This window comes from Streptomyces sp. V2I9 (assembly GCF_030817475.1).
Taxonomy (GTDB): Bacteria; Actinomycetota; Actinomycetes; order Streptomycetales; family Streptomycetaceae; genus Streptomyces.
Map to the genome: position 1 here is coordinate 4,555,193 of NZ_JAUSZJ010000002.1, position 17,351 is coordinate 4,572,543.

General features: G+C 73.0%; 12 protein-coding genes. 9 read left to right on the forward strand and 3 right to left on the reverse strand.

All coding sequences use genetic code 11. From position 1 onward, the window contains the following. Positions 1–99: 99 nt before the first annotated feature. From QFZ71_RS20215 to QFZ71_RS20225, 3 genes are all read left to right on the forward strand, one after another. Positions 100–1,239: an SPFH domain-containing protein gene (locus tag QFZ71_RS20215; protein WP_307669591.1), complete on the forward strand. Its 1,140-nt coding sequence runs from the start codon at positions 100–102 to the stop codon at positions 1,237–1,239. Between the two features lie 166 nt (positions 1,240–1,405). Next, a complete protein-coding gene (locus QFZ71_RS20220) occupies positions 1,406–2,941 on the forward strand; it encodes a hypothetical protein (RefSeq protein WP_307669592.1) in 1,536 nt (511 codons plus the stop codon). After that, positions 2,931–3,920, forward strand: coding sequence for a hypothetical protein (locus tag QFZ71_RS20225; protein WP_307669593.1), 990 nt, complete (start codon positions 2,931–2,933; stop codon positions 3,918–3,920). The genes QFZ71_RS20220 and QFZ71_RS20225 overlap by 11 nt, the downstream gene beginning before the upstream one ends. A 125-nt stretch (positions 3,921–4,045) precedes the next feature. Here QFZ71_RS20225 and QFZ71_RS20230 read toward each other — a convergent pair whose 3' ends face one another. Together QFZ71_RS20230 and QFZ71_RS20235 are read right to left on the reverse strand one after the other, a co-directional pair. Next, complete coding sequence (locus tag QFZ71_RS20230; protein ID WP_307669594.1) at positions 4,046–6,691, reverse strand: glycosyl hydrolase family 65 protein; 2,646 nt, start codon at positions 6,689–6,691, stop codon at positions 4,046–4,048. Positions 6,692–7,103: 412 nt separating this feature from the next. After that, positions 7,104–8,228 carry a threonine synthase gene (locus QFZ71_RS20235; RefSeq protein WP_307669595.1) on the reverse strand — a complete coding sequence of 375 codons (1,125 nt, stop codon included), beginning with the start codon at positions 8,226–8,228 and terminating at the stop codon, positions 7,104–7,106. Positions 8,229–8,476: 248 nt separating this feature from the next. Between QFZ71_RS20235 and QFZ71_RS20240 the strand changes: the two genes are divergently transcribed. Further along, positions 8,477–10,060, forward strand: a complete 1,584-nt coding sequence (locus QFZ71_RS20240) for a S8 family peptidase (protein ID WP_307669596.1) — start codon at positions 8,477–8,479, stop codon at positions 10,058–10,060. A 95-nt stretch (positions 10,061–10,155) separates the two neighbouring features. On the opposite strand, the gene QFZ71_RS20245 is transcribed toward QFZ71_RS20240, so the two are convergent. Next, positions 10,156–11,559 (reverse strand): glycoside hydrolase family 18 protein, encoded by a 1,404-nt coding sequence (locus QFZ71_RS20245; protein WP_307669597.1) that lies wholly within the window; start codon positions 11,557–11,559, stop codon positions 10,156–10,158. A 397-nt stretch (positions 11,560–11,956) separates the two neighbouring features. Between QFZ71_RS20245 and QFZ71_RS20250 the strand changes: the two genes are divergently transcribed. From QFZ71_RS20250 to QFZ71_RS20270, 5 genes are all read left to right on the forward strand, one after another. Beyond that, complete coding sequence (locus QFZ71_RS20250; protein ID WP_307669598.1) at positions 11,957–12,709, forward strand: GntR family transcriptional regulator; 753 nt, start codon at positions 11,957–11,959, stop codon at positions 12,707–12,709. Between the two features lie 242 nt (positions 12,710–12,951). Then, entirely contained in the window at positions 12,952–13,152 is a 201-nt protein-coding gene (locus tag QFZ71_RS20255) for an SPOR domain-containing protein (RefSeq protein WP_307669599.1), read from the forward strand. A 211-nt stretch (positions 13,153–13,363) separates the two neighbouring features. Further along, on the forward strand, positions 13,364–13,768 hold the full coding sequence (locus QFZ71_RS20260) for an NUDIX domain-containing protein (RefSeq protein ID WP_307671528.1): 405 nt from the start codon (positions 13,364–13,366) through the stop codon (positions 13,766–13,768). 181 nt (positions 13,769–13,949) lie between these two features. Continuing rightward, the gene (locus QFZ71_RS20265; protein WP_307669600.1) at positions 13,950–14,549 is read left to right on the forward strand and encodes an ATP-binding protein; all 600 of its coding nucleotides are present in this window, start codon (positions 13,950–13,952) and stop codon (positions 14,547–14,549) included. A 214-nt stretch (positions 14,550–14,763) separates the two neighbouring features. Continuing rightward, positions 14,764–17,331 carry a SpoIIE family protein phosphatase gene (locus QFZ71_RS20270; protein WP_307671529.1) on the forward strand — a complete coding sequence of 856 codons (2,568 nt, stop codon included), beginning with the start codon at positions 14,764–14,766 and terminating at the stop codon, positions 17,329–17,331. Positions 17,332–17,351 lie beyond the last annotated feature (20 nt).

The following is a 17,351-nucleotide window of genomic DNA, read 5'->3' on the forward strand; positions in this document are numbered from 1 at the left end:
CCTGATCCCTGATCCCTGATCCCTGATCCCTGATCCCTGATCCCTGACCGCCCGAGCGCCTGGGACACGGAGCGCTCGTGGCGAAGGAGGACGTGACGTATGGATCCGGTCGTCATTCCGATACTCGTGGCGGCGCTCGTCGCCGTCTTTCTCGTGGCCGCCACCGTACGCATCGTCCCGCAGGCGCGCCGTTACAACGTCGAACGGTTCGGCCGCTACCGCCGGACGCTGCAACCCGGCCTGAACTTCGTCCTGCCGGTGGCGGACCGGATCAACACCAAGCTCGACGTGCGCGAGCAGGTGTACTCCTCCGACCCCAAGCCGGTGATCACCGAGGACAATCTCGTGGTCAACATCGACACCGTCCTCTACTACCAGATCACCGACCCACGGGCGGCCGCCTACGAGGTCGCCGACTATCTGCAGGCCATCGACCAGCTCACCGTGACCACTCTCCGCAACGTCATCGGCAGCATGGACCTGGAGGGCACGCTCACCAGCCGCGAGGAGATCAACGCCCGGCTGCGCGCCGTCCTCGACGACGCCACCGGCAAGTGGGGCATCCGCGTCAACCGCGTCGAGATCAAGGCCATCGACCCGCCGAACACCATCAAGGAGGCGATGGAGAAGCAGATGCGCGCCGAGCGCGACAAGCGCGCCGCCATCCTGCACGCCGAAGGTGAGCGACAGGCCAAGATCCTCACCGCCGAAGGCACCAAACAGAAGGACATCCTGGAGGCCCAGGGCACCCAGCAGGCCACCATCCTGCGCGCCGACGGCGAGTCGAAGGCCGTGGAGCTCGTCTTCCAGGCCGTCCACCGCAACAACGCCGACGCGAAGGTCCTCGCCTACAAGTACCTGGAGACCCTTCCGCACCTTGCCCAGAGCGACAACAACACCTTCTGGGTGATCCCCGGCGAGCTGACCGAGGCGATCCGTACGGTGACCAGTGCGTTCGGCGATCAGGCGACCGGTACGGGACCGCCGCCGGGCGCGCGGCGCGAGGGCGCGGCCGGCGGCGACGCCTCCGACGGCACCGGTAAGGACCACGTCGGGGCTCCGGAGATCGAGCCGAACTCCACGCTCGCCCTGGACGCCGTCGCCGCCGCCGACGAGGCGGCCAAGCAGGCCGCCGTCGCGGTGAGCGACGCGAGGGCGGAGGCGGACGCCGCCGGGGAGACCCGGCTGCCGAGACGTGGGACCGGCACCGCCACCGGAGCCGAAGCCGACGACCGCTGAGTGCTGAGTTCTGAGCGCTGACCGGGAGGGCGGCAGGGCGGGCTTCGGCGCGTGAAGCCCTTGGTGACGGCTCCGTTACGTAAAGCCCTTGGTGCCGCCGCGCCCGTACGGCAGACTTGCCGCCGCAGTTCATATGAGAGTGCGGGCGACTCGGGGGAATGCAACGGTGAACCGTCGCCTGTCGATGGCGCTGACCGCCTATGGGGTGGGGAACCAGGCGTTCCTCCTCTGGGCGCTCGAACCGCTGAAGGAACGGGTCTCCGACGTCCTCCCGCCCGGCATGACCGTGGGCGAGGTCCGGCTGCTCGGCCTCTCGCTCGAAGGGTTCGCGGTACGCGACACGGCGCACGCCGCGGGGTGGTTGCCGCAGGTCGTCTTTCTGGTGGTCAGCGGTCTGCTCACCTACGGCGTACTCCGCGGAAGCGCGGGCATCAGGCCGAGGTTCAGGTCCGTCCTCGCTCTCGCCGGAGCCTCGCTGCTCGCCGCGGGGACGGCCCTGCTGGTCGCTCCGGCTCTGGACCCGGACTCCTCCCTCCTGCCCGCGTACGGTGAGTGGGTCCTGCGGGCCCAGCTCGGCGAGGTGCCCGCGGCGGCGGCCCAGTTCGCGCTGCTCACCCTGTGGTGGCCGCTCGTCCCCTGGCTCCTGCTGTGGCGGTACCGGAACTGGCAGCCCGTACGGACCTACCTCCGGAACGCGGAAGACGCCGTGGAGGACGCCGCGAGTCCTGAGCGTCCTACAGGTCCCGTGAGTCCCACGGGTCCCACGGGTCTCGCGAATTCCGTGGAACCCGTGGGACCCGTGGGACCCGTGGGTTCCACGGGCCCTGCGCGCCCGGTGAACCTCGCCGACCCCGACAGCCCCGCAGACCCCGACGACCACGCAGACCCCGACCGCCCTGTACGCCCCGGCAGCCCCGAGCGGCCCGGCCCACGGGCCGTCTCCGCCAGGGAGCGGCGGCACATCGTGTGCGCCGGGCTGATTCCGGCCGTCCTGCTGGCCGTGGCCGGGGGACCGGTCCTCCGCCACATCCGGGTGCGGCATCTTTCGCAGGGCGCGCCCGGCTCCCCGGACGCCTCGGTCACCTTCGACCCGGACCTGTGGGATTCCTACACTCCGCCGCAGCTTGTCGAGGAATGGAGCGGCGTGCTCTACCCGGCGTTGCGCCTCCGCCCGCTCAGGACCGAGTTGGACGTCGGCTGGTCCGTCACGCTGGTGGTCTGCCTCGTCTTTCTCGGGGCCCTGGCGCTCGCGCTGCGCGCGGTCGCCACGCGTTCGGCCGGGCTCCTGCGGCGCGCCCCGGCGGAGGCCGGGCGTGCCCCCGCCTCCGGCGGCCCGGCCGCGTACCTCGGGATCGTCATGAAGGGGTGGTACGCGACCCTCCTGGCCGCCGCCGTCGCCGCGTTCGTGGAGGGCCGGCTGCTGCGATGGTTCGCCCCGCGCAGGGAGAGCGGTCCGGCGGCCACCGACCACCTGGGCGTGGCGCTCGGCGACGCGGTCCGGTTCGGTGCGGCCTGGGGGTGGGCGACCGGGCTCGCGTGCCTGGCGGTGGTTCTGGTGATGATGCGGCGCGCGACCCCCGTGGTCCCGCAGGCCGGTGGGGACGAGGAACAGCCGGACCGAGAGGTCGGGGAACAGCCGGACCGTGGGGTCGGGAAGCAGCCGGTCCGTGAGTGCGAGGAGCAGTCGGCCCATGGCGAATAACCGGCGGGGGGCAGGGGTCCGCAGGACGGACGCGCTGACCCGCGCGAGCGTACGCCGGGGGAGCGGGCAGCGCCCGCCGCGCCCGGAGGCGGAGGAGGAGACGGAGGCCAGAGGCCGGCTGTGGTTCGTGACGAGCCCGGCCACCTGGCTGCTGGGCATCCTGCTGGCCGTGGTGACGGTGACGTTCCAGGACGTCCTGACCGCGTCGGTGAAGGCGATCCTGCCGCTGGACCGGGTGCCGGACCGGCTCTCCCCGCAGAACGCCATCGACGTCGTCGAGGTCAAGGACGTCAAGGACATCGGGTACTACGTGGTGCGCGACGGCGGGGGCGCCGAGGACGGGAAGCTCCGCGCCGACATCGCCTCCGGCGGGCCCTGGCGCGAGGGCCGCAAGGTCGTCGACGCCGGGGACGCGCACTGGATGATCACCGTGCAGGGCAGGGCCTCCCAGCAGGTCCGCATCACCGACATCGTGCCCGTGGTGGAGGGAGGGAAGTGCGGGAAACCGCTCGGCGGCAGCCTCGCGCACTTCCCCTCCCAGGGCGTCATGGACGTCATCCCCCTGGAACTGGAGGTGGACGCCCCGCGCCCTCGGCTGGAGACCTACGGCAAGAGCGGCAAGGAAGCCAGGCCGTTCTTCACCGGTCCCGAGGCCAAGCACATCACGCTGAACCAGAACGAGACCGAGGCGTTCATCGTCCACGCGACCTCCGAGACCGGCTACTGCCGCTGGCGGTACCGCGTGCACTACGAGGTCGGCGGCAGCACGGCGGAGACGACGATCAGCGGGCCCGGCGGCAAGCCCTTCGAGCTGACCGCGAGGCTGTCCGACCCGTCCGCGTACCGGAAGGTCTACTTCCCCGCCCTCGCCTGCGCGTCCTCGGGTTCCGGGCCGCAGGACGTCTGGTACGAGCAGACCGGCCCGGAGTACGCCCGCGCCCACAGCGGTGACCGGGTGCCGCGCTGCCCCGAGGACTGAGGACACGGTCAGGGCTCCAGCAAGAGCTGAGCCCGCCGCCCGCCCGCTCGTCTCCCCGGACCGCGGCCCGTCCGCCCGCTTCTCCCCGGACCGCCGCACGCCCGCCCGTCCGTCTCCCCGGACCGCTACCGGGCGTCCGCCTCCACCCGCAGTTCCGCCAGTCCCGCCGGCTTCTCCGGGTCCTCCGAGCGGACCGTCACCCGGACCTTCCTGGCCGTGTCGCCCGCCAGGAAGGGGCGCCAGAAGCGGCCGTCGACGGACGTCTCCACCGTGGAGGACGCCGGCGGTACGTCGCTCCAGCGCGGGGTCACCGCCATGATCCGCACCGGGCGCGGGCCCACGTCCACGGTCAGGGAACCCCCCGTGCCGTCCGGGGACCAGGACGTCGCCGGGCTGCCGTCCACCGCCGCTTCCGCGTAGAGCCCCGGCGCCTCGGAGGTCGCCGTCACCGGGCGGCACCGCGCCGCGTCGGCCGTCGGGGTCAGGTCGGGGCGGCGGGTCGGCAGGGTCAGCGTGGTGGTCAGCCGGCGCGGGCCCTCGGCCGTGTGGACCGTGAACGGGGTGCCCGAGACCAGGCGGACCTCGGTCGTCCGGGGCCCGATCCCGACGTCGTACGTGGCGTCCCGGAACCGCAGGCCCCTCAGCGTCACACCCTCGCGCAGCTGGGGCGGCAGCACCGGGGCCAGGCGGACGCCGTCCTCGCGCAGCCTCAGCCCCGTCAGCCCGTGCGTGAACACCTGGAGGAAGCCGCCCTTCCCGGTCAGGAAGTCCTCCGCCGGGAAGCCCGACAGCGGGTCCTGCGCCCCCGCCTTCTCGCCGCGCGCCTCGGAGAACAGGTCGTACGGGCCCCGCAGGAAGGGGCGTACCGCGCGCTGGAGATACGTGTACGCCGAGCAGCCCGGCTCCCCCGTCTCCGCCGCGACGATCGCGTGCACCGAGTCCGTCATCGCCGGGCCGTCCGGGTCGGTGCGGGCCGCGTAGTAGTCCAGGGTGGCCGCCGCCGCGCCCGGCTCCATCGGCCACTCCAGGGGATAGGCCAGCAGGACCGTGTCCGCCTGCTTGATCGTGGAGCCGTTGTACCCGGCGTACTGGAGGAAGACCTTCCGCTTCGCGTCGTACGGGATGCGGAGCCCGTCCGCGACCCGGTTCCAGGCGGCGGGCGGGCGGTGGCCGAGGAGGCGGGCCGCGCGGGTCGCGTGGCGCAGGGCGGTGGCGGCGACCGCGTTGGTGAAGACGGCGTCGTCCACACCGTTGCTGTACTCGTCGGGCCCGGCCACGTTCCTGACGGAGTAGCTGCCGTCCGCGTTCGCCGTGGCGCGGGAGCGCCAGAAGTCCGCGACGCCCTTCAGCAGCGGCCAGCCCCTCGCCGCCAGCCAGCCCCGGTCGCCGGTGGCCAGGTAGTACTGCCAGACCGCGAGCGACACGTCTCCCTGGAGGTGGTTCTGCGTCAGGCAGTGCGGCGGGTCCCAGCTCTGGCACTCGGAGTCGAGACGGCCCCGGCTCGCGCTGGTCCACGGGTAGAACAGCCCGTCGTGCCCCAGCTTCTCGGCGTTCGCGCGGGCCGCGTGCCGGGTGCGGTAGCGGTACTCGACGACCGAACGCGCCAGTTCCGGGCGGGTGGCGAGCAGCCCCGGGAACATCCACGTCTCCGCGTCCCAGAAGACCATCCCCGCGTAGTTGTCGCTGGTCAGCCCGGTCGGGGCGATGCTGTCGGCGGAGCCGCGCCGGGTGTTCGCCAGCAGCCCGTACCGGGCGGAGCGCAGCCATCCCTGCAACGCGCGGTCGCCGGGGACCAGCACATCGGCGGACCAGGCTTCGCGCCAGGCCGCCTCGTTCGCCGCGAAGACCCGGTCCCAGCCGCGCCGCGCCGCCCGGTGCGCCGCCTCGTGGGCGTCCTCGGCCGGGGAGCGGGAGGTGAGGGCGGTGTCGACGCCGACGTACTTCTCGAAGGTGTACGTCCGGCCCGCGCGGACCGGGGTGGTGTGCGCGGACGCACCGTTCCGCAGGGTCTCGACCACGCCCGAACCGCTCCGCATCGTCTGGGCGACGGCCCCCTCGATCCCCGTGCCGAGGGTGCGGAACGTGCCGTCCCCGCGCAGCGTGATCCGGCGTGCTCCCCGCCCGTCGAGCCGCCCGGTGACGGTCGCGGTGCCGCTCCAGCGCGGGGTCATCCGCAGGCGTACGGCACCGGTGTGGATGTCGGAGCGGTCGGCCAGCACGTCGTACACCAGGTCGGTGGCCCGGCCGTCCGCCGTCGTCCACCGCAGGGAGGTGCGCACCAGACCGCAGGAGAGGAAGACCGTCTGCCGGTAGTGCGAGATCCGGCCCGCCGGGGTGCCGGCGCCGAGGGTCTCCCCGCCCACGCCCACGTCCAACGTGGTCCAGCTCGGCAGCGCGGCGATGACCTCGCGGCCTTCGGAGACGGCCTGGTCGCGGGCGTAGAGCCCGGAGACGAACGCGCCGTCGTAGCGGGGGGTGTAGAGCGGCCAGCCGGTCTTCTCGCCGGTGGCCGCGTAGCCCGCGCCGGTGGCGGGGACCCGGTGGCCGAGATAGCCGTTCCCGACGTACGGGTCGTAGCCCCCGGCCTCCCCGAAGCGGGAGGACGCCCGCGCCCACGCCGGATCGGAGGCGTCCGCGCAGGCGGGAGGGCGGTCGCCGGGGGGTGGTGGGTGCGGGGAAGCGGTGGCCCGTGCGGCGGGTGGCGGCGGCGCGATCAGGGCTGCGGCGACCAGGGGGGCGAGGGCGAGGGCGGAGATGCGCGGGAGGCTCACGGGACGACGGTAGGGAGGGCCCGTGCGGTCGGCCGTCACGGCGCGCAGGGCCTCCCGGCACCGACCCCGCACCGGGCATCCGCCTGCCCGCCGGATGGAGCAGATCACGCCACCGGGTCGCCCTGTGCCGCAGCGGCGGGGTGGAGCCGTTCCGGCCACCGGCCCCTCGCGCAGCGGCGGCGTGGAGCCGTTCCCGCCGTCGGGCGCCTCTCGCGGTGGCGGCGTGGAGCAGCGGAATCGCGCCACCGTGGAGGCTTTACCGGCACAGCGGCGTGGCGCCGTTCCCGCGACCGAGCCCCCTTCGCAGCAGCTGGGCGGAGCAGTGGAATCGCGCCACCGTGGATGCCGCGCCGCCCCGGGACGGGGCGGCTCCCTCGCTCGGAGCCGCCCTTCGCCGCCGCGCGGACCGCCCCTACCCGGCGGCCATCCCCGTCTTCAGCCCCGCCCCGCACAGCGGTACCACCACTTCGCCGCCGACCGCGTCGCCCCCGTTCCGTACCGCCGCCCAGCAGGCCACCCCCGTCGACTCGACGTAGAGGCCGCGCGCCGCCAGGTCCCGCTGTGCGTCGCGGACGGCGTCCTCCGGGACGGTCAGGAACGTGCCACCCGACTCCCGTACCGCCGCCAGGATCTGGCGGGCGCGGGGCGGCCGGGGGATCGCGATGCCCTCCGCGAGGAGGGAGGCGGGCCGCCGGCCGCCCCCGGCCTCCGCGTCGTCCGGAAGCAGGTCGTCCGCGCCCGCCCGGAAGGCGGTCGCCAGCGGGGCGACCGCCCGCGCCTGGACCGCGATCAGCCGGGGGCGGGCCGTGATCAGGCCCAGGGCGTGCAACTCGGTGACGGCGAGGGCCGCGCCCAGCAGCAGCGTGCCGTTGCCGACCGGGACCGCCAGCGCGTCCGGGAGCCGGCCGCCGAGGTCCTCCCAGAGCTCGTACACGTACGTCTTCGTGCCGTGCAGGAAGTACGGGTTGAAGACGTGCGAGGCGTAGAAGGCCCCCGGCTCGTCCGCCGCCGCGCGGGCGGCCCGCGCGGTCGCCTCCCGGCCGCCGGGCACCGGGACCAGCCGCGCGCCGTGCGCCCGGATCTGCCCGGTCTTCCCGGCCGGCGTGCCCTCGGGGACGTACACCGTGCACGGGAGCCCGGTCCGCGCGCAGTACGCGGCGACGGACGTGCCCGCGTTGCCGGAGCTGTCCGCCACGACCCGGTCCGGGCCCAGCCGCCGCGCCAGCTCCACGAGCATCACCGCGCCGCGGTCCTTGAAGGAGAGCGTCGGCATGAGGAAGTCGAGCTTGGCCGAGACGGTGTCCGTGAGGGGGACGAGCGGGGTGCGGCCCTCGCCCAGGGAGATCGCCGGGGTGTCGAGCGGGAGGAATTCCTTGTAACGCCACAAGGAATCGCTTCGCCCGGAAAGCGCGTTCACCCCGACGCCCCGCGCGGGGGTGAAGTCGAGGTCCCAGGGGCCCCGGCAGACCGGGCAGCACCAGGTCAGAGCCGTGATCACGGACCGCGTCCCGTCCACCGGACAGTGATAGCTCGTCATGTCCGCCAGCATGTCAGGCGTATGGCAGATGAATGGCGTGCGTATGGAGAGTCCGAAGGCACCCTTGTGGGTTGGCCATGGATCGGTCAATCTTTCGACGGCAGCAGGGCGGGCCGCTCGCCGGACGACGCGGAACACCAGTGCTCCGACGCGCGCTTTGTCATGCCCATGAAGCGACTTGCTCCTGCGGCCCCGGCACCACCGCACAACCCCCCACCAGAGCACCGCCGATGAGGAGGACCCCTCAGATGTCAGTGACGCGTCACACTCCCCAGGCCCGTCGAAGACTCGCCGCGGCGACCGTCATAGCCACCGCAGCCGCCGTCGCCCTCGCCACCGCCGCCCTTCCGGCGACCGCGGCCGAGCGTGCCCCCGAAGGCGTGATCCTGAACGCGGACGCACCGGGCACCATCAGCGACAGCTACATCGTGACGCTGAAGGACTCGGCCGCCAAGTCGGACTCCGCCCGGGGCAGGGCCCTCGCGAAGAAGTACGGCGCGAGCATCGAGCGCACCTACCGCGCGGCCCTCAACGGCTACGCGGTCGAGGCATCGGAGGCGGAGGCGAAGAAGTTCGCCGCCGACCCGGCCGTCGCGTCCGTCTCGCAGAACCGCACCTTCACGGTCTCCGCCACCCAGACCAACCCGCCGTCCTGGGGGCTCGACCGGATCGACCAGCGGGGCCTCCCGCTGGACCAGCGCTACACCTACCCCGACAAGGCCGGCGAGGGCGTCACCGCGTACGTCATCGACACCGGGGTGCGCATCAGCCACAGCGACTTCGGCGGCCGGGCCTTCAACGGCTACGACGCCATCGACAACGACAACGTCGCGCAGGACGGCCACGGCCACGGCACGCACGTGGCGGGCACCGTCGGGGGCACCGCCTACGGCGTCGCCAAGAAGGCGAAGATCGTCGGCGTCCGGGTGCTCAACAACCAGGGCTCCGGCACCACCGCCCAGGTCGTCGCGGGCATCGACTGGGTGACGGCCAACGCCGTCAAGCCCGCCGTCGCCAACATGAGCCTCGGCGGCGGCGCGGACGCGGTCCTCGACGCGGCCGTGCAGCGGTCCATCGCCGCCGGCATCACCTACGCCGTCGCGGCGGGCAACGAGTCGACCAACGCCAACACCAAGTCCCCGGCGCGCGTCGCCGAGGCCATCACGGTGGGCTCGACGACCAACACCGACGCCCGCTCCAGCTTCTCCAACTACGGCGCGGTCGTGGACATCTTCGCGCCCGGTTCCTCGATCACCTCGGCGTGGAACACGAGCGACACCGCGACGAACAACATCTCCGGTACGTCGATGGCCAGCCCGCACGTGGCCGGCGCCGCCGCGATCTACCTCGCCGACAACCCGGGCTCGACCCCCGCCCAGGTGTCCGCCGGGCTCGTCGCGGCCGCCACCCCGAACGTGGTCACCAACCCCGGCACCGGTTCGCCGAACCGCCTGCTGTACGTCGGCGCGGGCAGCACCAACCCGCCGGGCAAGAAGTTCGAGAACACCACCGGGTACGCGATCAACGACAACGCCACCGTCGAGTCCCCGATCACCGTCTCCGGCATCACCGGCAACGCCCCCGCCGCGCTGAGCGTCCCGGTCAACATCTCCCACACCTACATCGGTGACCTGAAGATCGACCTGGTCGCCCCGAACGGCACGGTCTTCAACCTGAAGGCGTACGGCTCCGGCGGCAGCAGCGACAACGTGGTCACCACGTACACCGTCAACGCCTCCTCCGTCGTCGCCAACGGCACCTGGAAGCTCCGGGTCAGCGACAACGCCAGCGCCGACACGGGCCGGATCAACAGCTGGGCGCTCCAGTTCTGATCCCGCCCCGGCGGTGAACCACCGAACCCCGTGAGAAGGGCCGGGGCGGTCGCGTCACGCGACCGCCCCGGCCCCTCCGTCGTCCGGGGGCCCGGTCAGCGGCGGTTGAGCCCGCGGTCGACCGCGGTGATCAGCTCACCGTTCTCCGTGTCCCCGTCCAGCGACCAGAACATCGCCCCGCCGAGGCCCTCCTCGCGGATGTACGCGGCCTTCGTGCGCAGCACCTGCGGGTCGTCGTACGTCCACAGGGTGGTGCCGTCGAACAGCCAGGCGTGGCCGTTCCTCACGTCGCGGTGGATCTTGTACGTCCCCGAAGCGGCCAGTTTCTTCAGGACCTTGTAGTCCTCGTAGCCCGCCGCCCAGGTGGCCGGGGCCGGGCCCGTCGCCGGCTGCCCCATCCCCGTACCGCCGCCGCTCACGCCGGTCCAGCCCTGGCCGTAGGTCGGCATGCCCATCACGATCTTGTGCTTGGGGGCGCCGCGCCGCACCCAGTCGCGCACGGTCCGGTCGACGCTGAAGTCGTCCCGCGCGTACAGGGCCGACTGCTGGGCCGTCTTCTTCTCACCCGACACGTGGTGGTCGTACCCCTGGATGTTGACGAAGTCGAAGTCCTTCATGAGGCGCTTCACCTCGAATCCGGCGTCGATCGCCTTGGGGTTGGCGGGGACGTACGCGGACAGGTCGTAGTGCTTGGGCTTCGGCTTGTGGTGCCCCTGTCCGTGCCCCTTGCCCCCCTTCTCCGCGGCCTTCGCCTCGCTCTTCGCGTGGGCGTCGAGCTGGGTGCGGAACTCGTGGATCAGGGCGGTGAAGTTCTTCTTGTCCTCCGGGCGGAAGACCGTGCCCTCGTTGGCGGCCGAGCCGGGCCACTCCCAGTCGACGTCGATGCCGTCGAAGAGTCCGGCGGCCGCGCCGTCGCCGCCGCGCGCCCCGTCCCGGGGGAGGTTGCCCTTGATGTACAGGTCGATGCAGGAGGAGACGAGCGCCTTGCGGGAGGCCGCGGTGCGGACCGCGTCGGAGAAGTGGGTGGACCAGCTCCAGCCGCCCAGCGAGATCATCACCTTGAGGCCGGGGTGCTTGGCCTTCAGCTCGCGCAGCTGGTTGAAGTTGCCCGCGAGCGGCTGGGTGTCGGTGTCCGCGACGCCGTCCACCGATCCCGCCGCGTCGAGCGGACGGGCGTAGTCCGCCCAGGCGTCGGCCTGGCCGGGGATGTTGCCGGTGAAGCACTTCCCCTCGGCGCTGACGTTGCCGAAGGCGTAGTTGATGTGGGTCAGCTTGGCCGCGGCCCCGCTGGTGTCCAGGTCCTTGACCTGGAAGTCGCGTCCGTAGACGCCCCACTGGGTGAAGTAGCCGACGCTCTTGTACGCGGGGCGGTGGTGGCCCGAGCCGCGGTCGCCGCCGGCTCCGCGGCCGGGGTCGGCGGTGGCGGCCGGGGCGACGCCCGCCAGCAGGGCCAGGGAGACCCCGGCGATGGTCGTTCGGGACAGGTTTCTACGGCGCATGGGGCTCGTTCCTGTGCGTGATCCGGTGCGGGAGGCAGGGCGGAAGGGGAGCGGGAGGAAGGTCGGGAGCCGTGCTGTGGACAGGAAGGTATTGGTCTGGACCAAAAATGGTCAAGGGGGCGGGAGTTGTCGCCCTCCGGCCCCGTGTCGGACGCCGGGGCGCGGGGCGGATTCCGGACGACTTCGGGGGGTCTCGGAGCGGCCGTGCGGCGACGCGCGGCCGGTTCGCGGCGGTCCGGGGAGGGAGGATCGGCCGGTTCTGCCCTGGTGGTCGCGCCCTGGATATGCGTCCGCCACCTCGGGATCATCACATTGAGTGAAACTCTGGCCCATGCTTGCGGCGTACAACCCACGGTTGTCAGGCTGTCGCAGACTGTCAACCTGTTGGGAGTGGCCTGTGACTTTCGGTGAGCAGCCCGCCTATCTGCGCGTGGCGAGCGATCTCAGGGAGAAGATCGTCAACGGCGCGCTGCCGCCCCATACCCGCCTGCCGTCGCAGGCCCGTATCCGGGAGGAGTACGGAGTCTCGGACACCGTCGCCCTGGAGGCGCGGAAGGTGCTGATGGCGGAGGGGCTGGTCGAGGGGCGCTCCGGCTCCGGGACGTATGTGCGCGAGCGCCCCGTCCCCCGCATGATCGCCCGCTCCGGCTACCGGCCGGACGGGGGGGCCAGCCCGTTCCGCCAGGAACAGACGGCCGAGGGGGCGCGCGGGACCTGGGAGTCCCGCAGCGAGCAGGAGGGCGCCGGCCCCGAGATCGCGCAGCGGCTGGGCATCGAGCCCGGCGACCGGGTGATGCGCACGCACTACGTCTTCCGGGAGGCGGGCGAGCCGATCATGCTCTCCACCTCCTGGGAGCCGCTCGCCGTCACCGGCCGGACGCCCGTGATGCTGCCGGAGGAGGGCCCGTTGGGCGGCTGCGGGGTGGTCGACCGGATGGCCGCGATCGATGTCGTCGTGGACAACGTCGCCGAGGAGGTCGGCGCGCGGCCGGGGCTGGCGGAGGAGCTCCTGGCGCTCGGCGGCGTGCCCGGCCATGTGGTCATCGTCATCGGGCGTACGTACTACGCCTCGGGCCGGGCCGTGGAGACGGCCGACGTGGTGGTGCCGGCCGACCGGTACCGGATCGCCTACCACCTGCCGGTCCGGTGAGGCGCTGCCGACCGGGCGGGATAGGGGTGGCCGGCCGGGCGGGGCGCGGGTGACCGGCCGGGGCTGAGAGGACGCGAGGGGGCGCATTCTGTGGATGCGCCCCTTTCGCGATGGCCGGATGTGTATCTCTTCGTGCAAAGCCGCCTGCACTGAGTGAAGGTCAGGCGTACGCTCGGGCATATGCGCACAGGGGTTACCCGGGGATTCTTGGAGACGTGCACACCGGTGGGGAGAGGGGCGGCATGCGGGGGAGCGACACGATGAGCGACAGCGGCGCCGTGCTCCCCTGGCAGGTGATACGGCAGGACGACGGAGGAGGCCGCTACCGCGTGGGCCGGTACGCCACACAGGCGGAGGCCCAGAAGGTCGCGGACGGCCTCGACGACCGCCACCGCCACCAGGTCTATCGGGTGGAGCGGGTGGGTCAGTCGCCCCGGCCCTGACACCCGGGCGCCCGGCCCCTGACGCGTGGCGTTCGAGCTGTGCGCCCGCGCGCGCCCCTGCATCGCCTTCCGCCCGCGCCGCCGTGCGCCCGGCCGCGTCCCCCGTCCTCCGCCGCCCCGCCGTGCAGGGGCGGTGCGGCGGAGGCGCGGGCGGTAGGGTCCGGCCCGACCGGGGGTGCGGAAGCCGCCGGAGCGCGGCGAGAGGGGCGGAGTGGTGGCGATGCTGATCGACACGGTGGCGTGGGTGCGGATCGAGAGCGGCAGAATCCTCTGCGCGCGGCCACGGGGCAAGGACGTCTTCTACATTCCGGGCGGTAAGCGCGAGGGCGCGGAGACCGACCTGGAGACCCTCCTGAGGGAGGTCGAGGAGGAGCTGACGGTCGGCCTGATCCGGGAGACCGTCGTCCACGCCGGCACGTACGAGGCTCCCGTGGATGACCGTCCCGACGCCGCCGTCGTCCGGATGAGCTGCTATTACGGCGACTATCGCGGCACGCTCGCCCCGAGCAGCGAGATCGAGGAGACGGCCTGGTTCTCCTTCGCCGACCGGGCCCTCGTGCCGCCCGTGGACCGCCTTCTCTTCGACGATCTCCGGGCGGCGGGCGCTCTGCGCTGAATCCGGGTGGCGGAGCGCGCCGCTCCGGTGCCGGGGCGGCGGGCCGCGTGCGCCGGGCGGGGCCGGGGTCGTACGGCCGTCCGTACCAAACGCCGTGGCGGGCGGTAGCGGGGCATAAATGGTGGGTATGGGCTGATTGTCCCTGTTTGCGCAAAGGTGCGCCCACGGTCGTCCTGGGGAAGTGATCGGCGTGATCGATACCGAAGGCGACTGTGCCGCGTGGACCTTCGACGCCGAGCCCGGTTCCGTGCGCGGCGCCCGGCACGCCGTCCGGGGCGCACTCGACGCCTGGGGACTCGACGCGGCGGTGGGTGATCTGGCCGTGCTGCTCGTCAGCGAACTGGTGACCAACTCCCTCCGGTACGCCTCCGGCCCCATCGGCGTACGCCTGGTCCGCTCGCACCCCGAGGGGGATCTCGCGCTCGCGGGCGGCCCGGCCCCATCGGGCGGTTCGCTCGCCAACGGTCCGGGCGGAGGCGGTTCGCGCCCGGCAGGTCCGGGCGGCGCCGGTTCGCTCACGGGTGCTCCGAGCGGGGTCGGCCCGCTCGGGGGCGGTGGCCCGCTCGCCGGCGTTCCGCTCGCCGACCGGCCTCCCGCCGGTCCGGGACTGCTGGTGGAAGTCTCCGATCCGCTTCCGGATCCGCCTACCGAACGCCGTGCGGGACCCGACGACGAAGGCGGCCGGGGACTCCAGCTCGTGGCCTGTTCCGCACGTCGCTGGGGGACCCGTCGCGGAAAGACCGGCAAGACCGTGTGGTTCGAGCTGGCTCTCCCTGGTTAGGAGAGTGGAGGGAAGCACAGCGATCACCTGGGGTCGGGCAGAACCTGGCTGAAAGGGACTGAGACCTTGCTGTGATCGTGAACGCCGTGTCGGTCGGGGCCGTAGTGCTGAATACTGCGGGCAGGACCGGTCCGGTGCGTGAGCTGGAGGGGACGGTCGCGTGAGCGAAATACCTGGGACAACGGGCGATGTCGGCGGGACGGCCGGCGATGTCGTGTGGCAGAGCAGCCCGCCCGGCTCGATCTACGACCACATCAAGGTCGCCTCCTTCTCGATCGGGCCGGACGGTCTGATCGAGCAGTGGAGCAGCCGGGCCGCCGATCTGTTCGGCATGCCCTCGACCGAGGCGATCGGCCGTGACCCGGTGGAGGCGTTCATGCCCGCCGAGCTGCGCTCCGGTGGCCGCCGCCGGGTCGGCGAGATCCTGGACGGCAAGGAGTGGACGGGCCTCGTCCCGTTCCGGATGCCGGGCGAGGACGGGACGCACGGCGTCGCCGAGGTCTATGTGATGCCCAGCCTGACGGCTCAGGGGGAGCGGGCCGCGCTCTGTATCGTCGTGGACGTCCGGGCCCTGCGCCGCATCGAGACGGACCTCGCCGCCTCCCAGGCCATATTCGGCCAATCTCCTTTCGGCTTCGTGCTGTTCGGCACCGATCTCGCCGTCGTCCGGGCGAACCAGCGCTTCGCCACCGTCTTCGGCGGCGCGGCCGAGGACCACCGGGGCCGCACGGTGGAGGACTATCTGCCGCGCGCCGAGGCCGACCGGCTGACCGCCACCCTGAAGCGCGTCCTGGAGACCGGGGAGTCCGTCACCGACCTCCAGCTCGTCGGTCCGGCACCCAACACCACCGAGCGCCGCCACTGGTCCATGAACCTCTACCGGGTGCACAGCGGGGCCGGCCGCCCCGTCGGCATCGCCGGTCTGGCCACCGACGTCACCCGCCGCCACATCGCCGCCCGCGAGGCGGCCAGCGCCCGCCGCAACCTCGCCCTCCTCAACGAGGCCAGCGCCCGCATCGGCAACTCCCTGGATCTGGAGACCACCGCCCGCGAACTCCTCGACGTGGCCGTCCCCGGCTTCTGCGACCTCGCCTCCGTCGACCTCTACCAGGGCCTCCTCACCGGCGAGGAAGCCGCGCCCGGAAGCTGGGCCTCCGTACACCGCGAGTCCGCCGGCGGCTCGGCCGAGCTGCGCCGGGTGGCCCACGCCAGCGCGGTCGCCGACGCCCTGCCCACCGCAGTGGCGGGCAGCGGCGCCCCCGGCCCGGACGACCTGCCGCCACCGCTCGGCTCCGTCCACCGCTTCCCCTTCGGCTCGCCCTGCGCCATGGCTCTGCGCTCCGGCCGGGCCGAGGACGTCCCCGGCGACGAGATGGGCTTCGTCCAGTCGACGCTCGCCGTGCCGATGGTCGCCCACGACACCGTCGTCGGTCTCGTCCAGTTCTCCCGGACGAAGGGCAGCGAGCCGTTCGGGGAGCGCGACCGGGCCCTCGCCACCGAACTGGCCGCCCGCGCCGCCGTCTGCATCGACAACGCCCGCCTCTACCGCCGCGAGCACGAACGCGCCCTGATCCTCCAGCGCAGTCTGCTGCCCCCCGGCGACCCCGAGGCCGCCGGGCTCGACATCGCCTGCCGCTATCTGCCGGGCAACGCCGCCACCGAGGTCGGCGGCGACTGGTTCGACGTGATCGAGCTGCCGGGCCACCGCACCGCCCTCGTCGTCGGCGACGTCATGGGGCGCGGGCTGCGCGCCGCCGTCGCCATGGGCGAACTGCGCACCGCCGTACGGACCCTGGCCCTCCTGGACCTGGAACCCGCCGAAGTGCTGTACGCCCTCGACGAGGTCGCCCGCGGGCTCGGCTCTCCGGGGTGCGGCGAGCGCAGCGAGGGACTCGGCGGCAGCGGGGGAGCGCAGTGGCCCTCCCGCGCCGCGCAGAAGTCCCGCGAGGCGGACCTCTCCGAGGTGTACCTCGCCACCTGCGTCTACGCGGTCTACGACCCGGTCACCCGACGGTGCACCATCGCCAACGCCGGGCACATGCCGCCGGCCGTCGTCGAACCGGGCAAGCCCGCCCGGCTCATCGACGTACCGCCGGGCATGCCGCTGGGCGTCGGCGGGGAGCCGTTCGAGGAGGTCGAGGTCGAACTGGCCGAGAACGCCCTGCTCACCCTGTACACCGACGGCCTGGTCGAATCGCGGGACCAGGCGCTGGACGAGGGGCTGGAGGCGCTCCGGTCCGTCCTGACCGGCCCGCAGATGGAGCTGGAGGACGCCTGCGACTTCGTCCTCTCCACCCTCGAAACCCGGCACGGCGAGGACGACATCGCGCTCCTGATGGCCCGTATCCAGGGGCTTCCCGCCGAGGCGGTGGGGGACTGGACGCTGCCGCGCGAACCCCGTTCGGTGGGGCGCGCCCGCGAGCTGGCCCGTGCCCAGCTCCTCGCCTGGGACCTCGACGACCTGGTAGACACGACCGAACTCCTCGTCAGCGAGCTGGTCACCAACGCCCTGCGCTACGGCGAGGGCGAGATCCGGCTGCGGCTGCTGCGGGACCGCACCCTGGTCTGCGAGGTGTGGGACGCCGGTCTCGTCCAGCCGCGCCGCCGCCGCGCCCGCGACACCGACGAGGGCGGCCGGGGCCTCCAGCTCGTCGGGCTGCTCAGCGCGGCCTGGGGCACGCGCCGCACCCCGCGCGGCAAGACGGTCTGGTTCGAGCTGGCCCTTCCGGACGGGGAACCGGCCGCCGAACTGTCCGTGGAGCAGTTGCTGAGCATGTACTGACCCGGTCGGCCGCCGGCCCG

Bases quoted from the DNA above. Each gene is read 5' to 3' on its own strand.
- QFZ71_RS20215 (WP_307669591.1), top strand. From the start codon at position 100: ATGGATCCGGTCGTCATTCCGATACTCGTGGCGGCGCTCGTCGCCGTC.
- QFZ71_RS20225 (WP_307669593.1), top strand. From the start codon at position 2,931: ATGGCGAATAACCGGCGGGGGGCAGGGGTCCGCAGGACGGACGCGCTG.
- QFZ71_RS20235 (WP_307669595.1), bottom strand. From the start codon at position 8,228: ATGACGAGCTATCACTGTCCGGTGGACGGGACGCGGTCCGTGATCACG.
- QFZ71_RS20240 (WP_307669596.1), top strand. From the start codon at position 8,477: ATGTCAGTGACGCGTCACACTCCCCAGGCCCGTCGAAGACTCGCCGCG.
- QFZ71_RS20245 (WP_307669597.1), bottom strand. From the start codon at position 11,559: ATGCGCCGTAGAAACCTGTCCCGAACGACCATCGCCGGGGTCTCCCTG.
- QFZ71_RS20255 (WP_307669599.1), top strand. From the start codon at position 12,952: ATGCGGGGGAGCGACACGATGAGCGACAGCGGCGCCGTGCTCCCCTGG.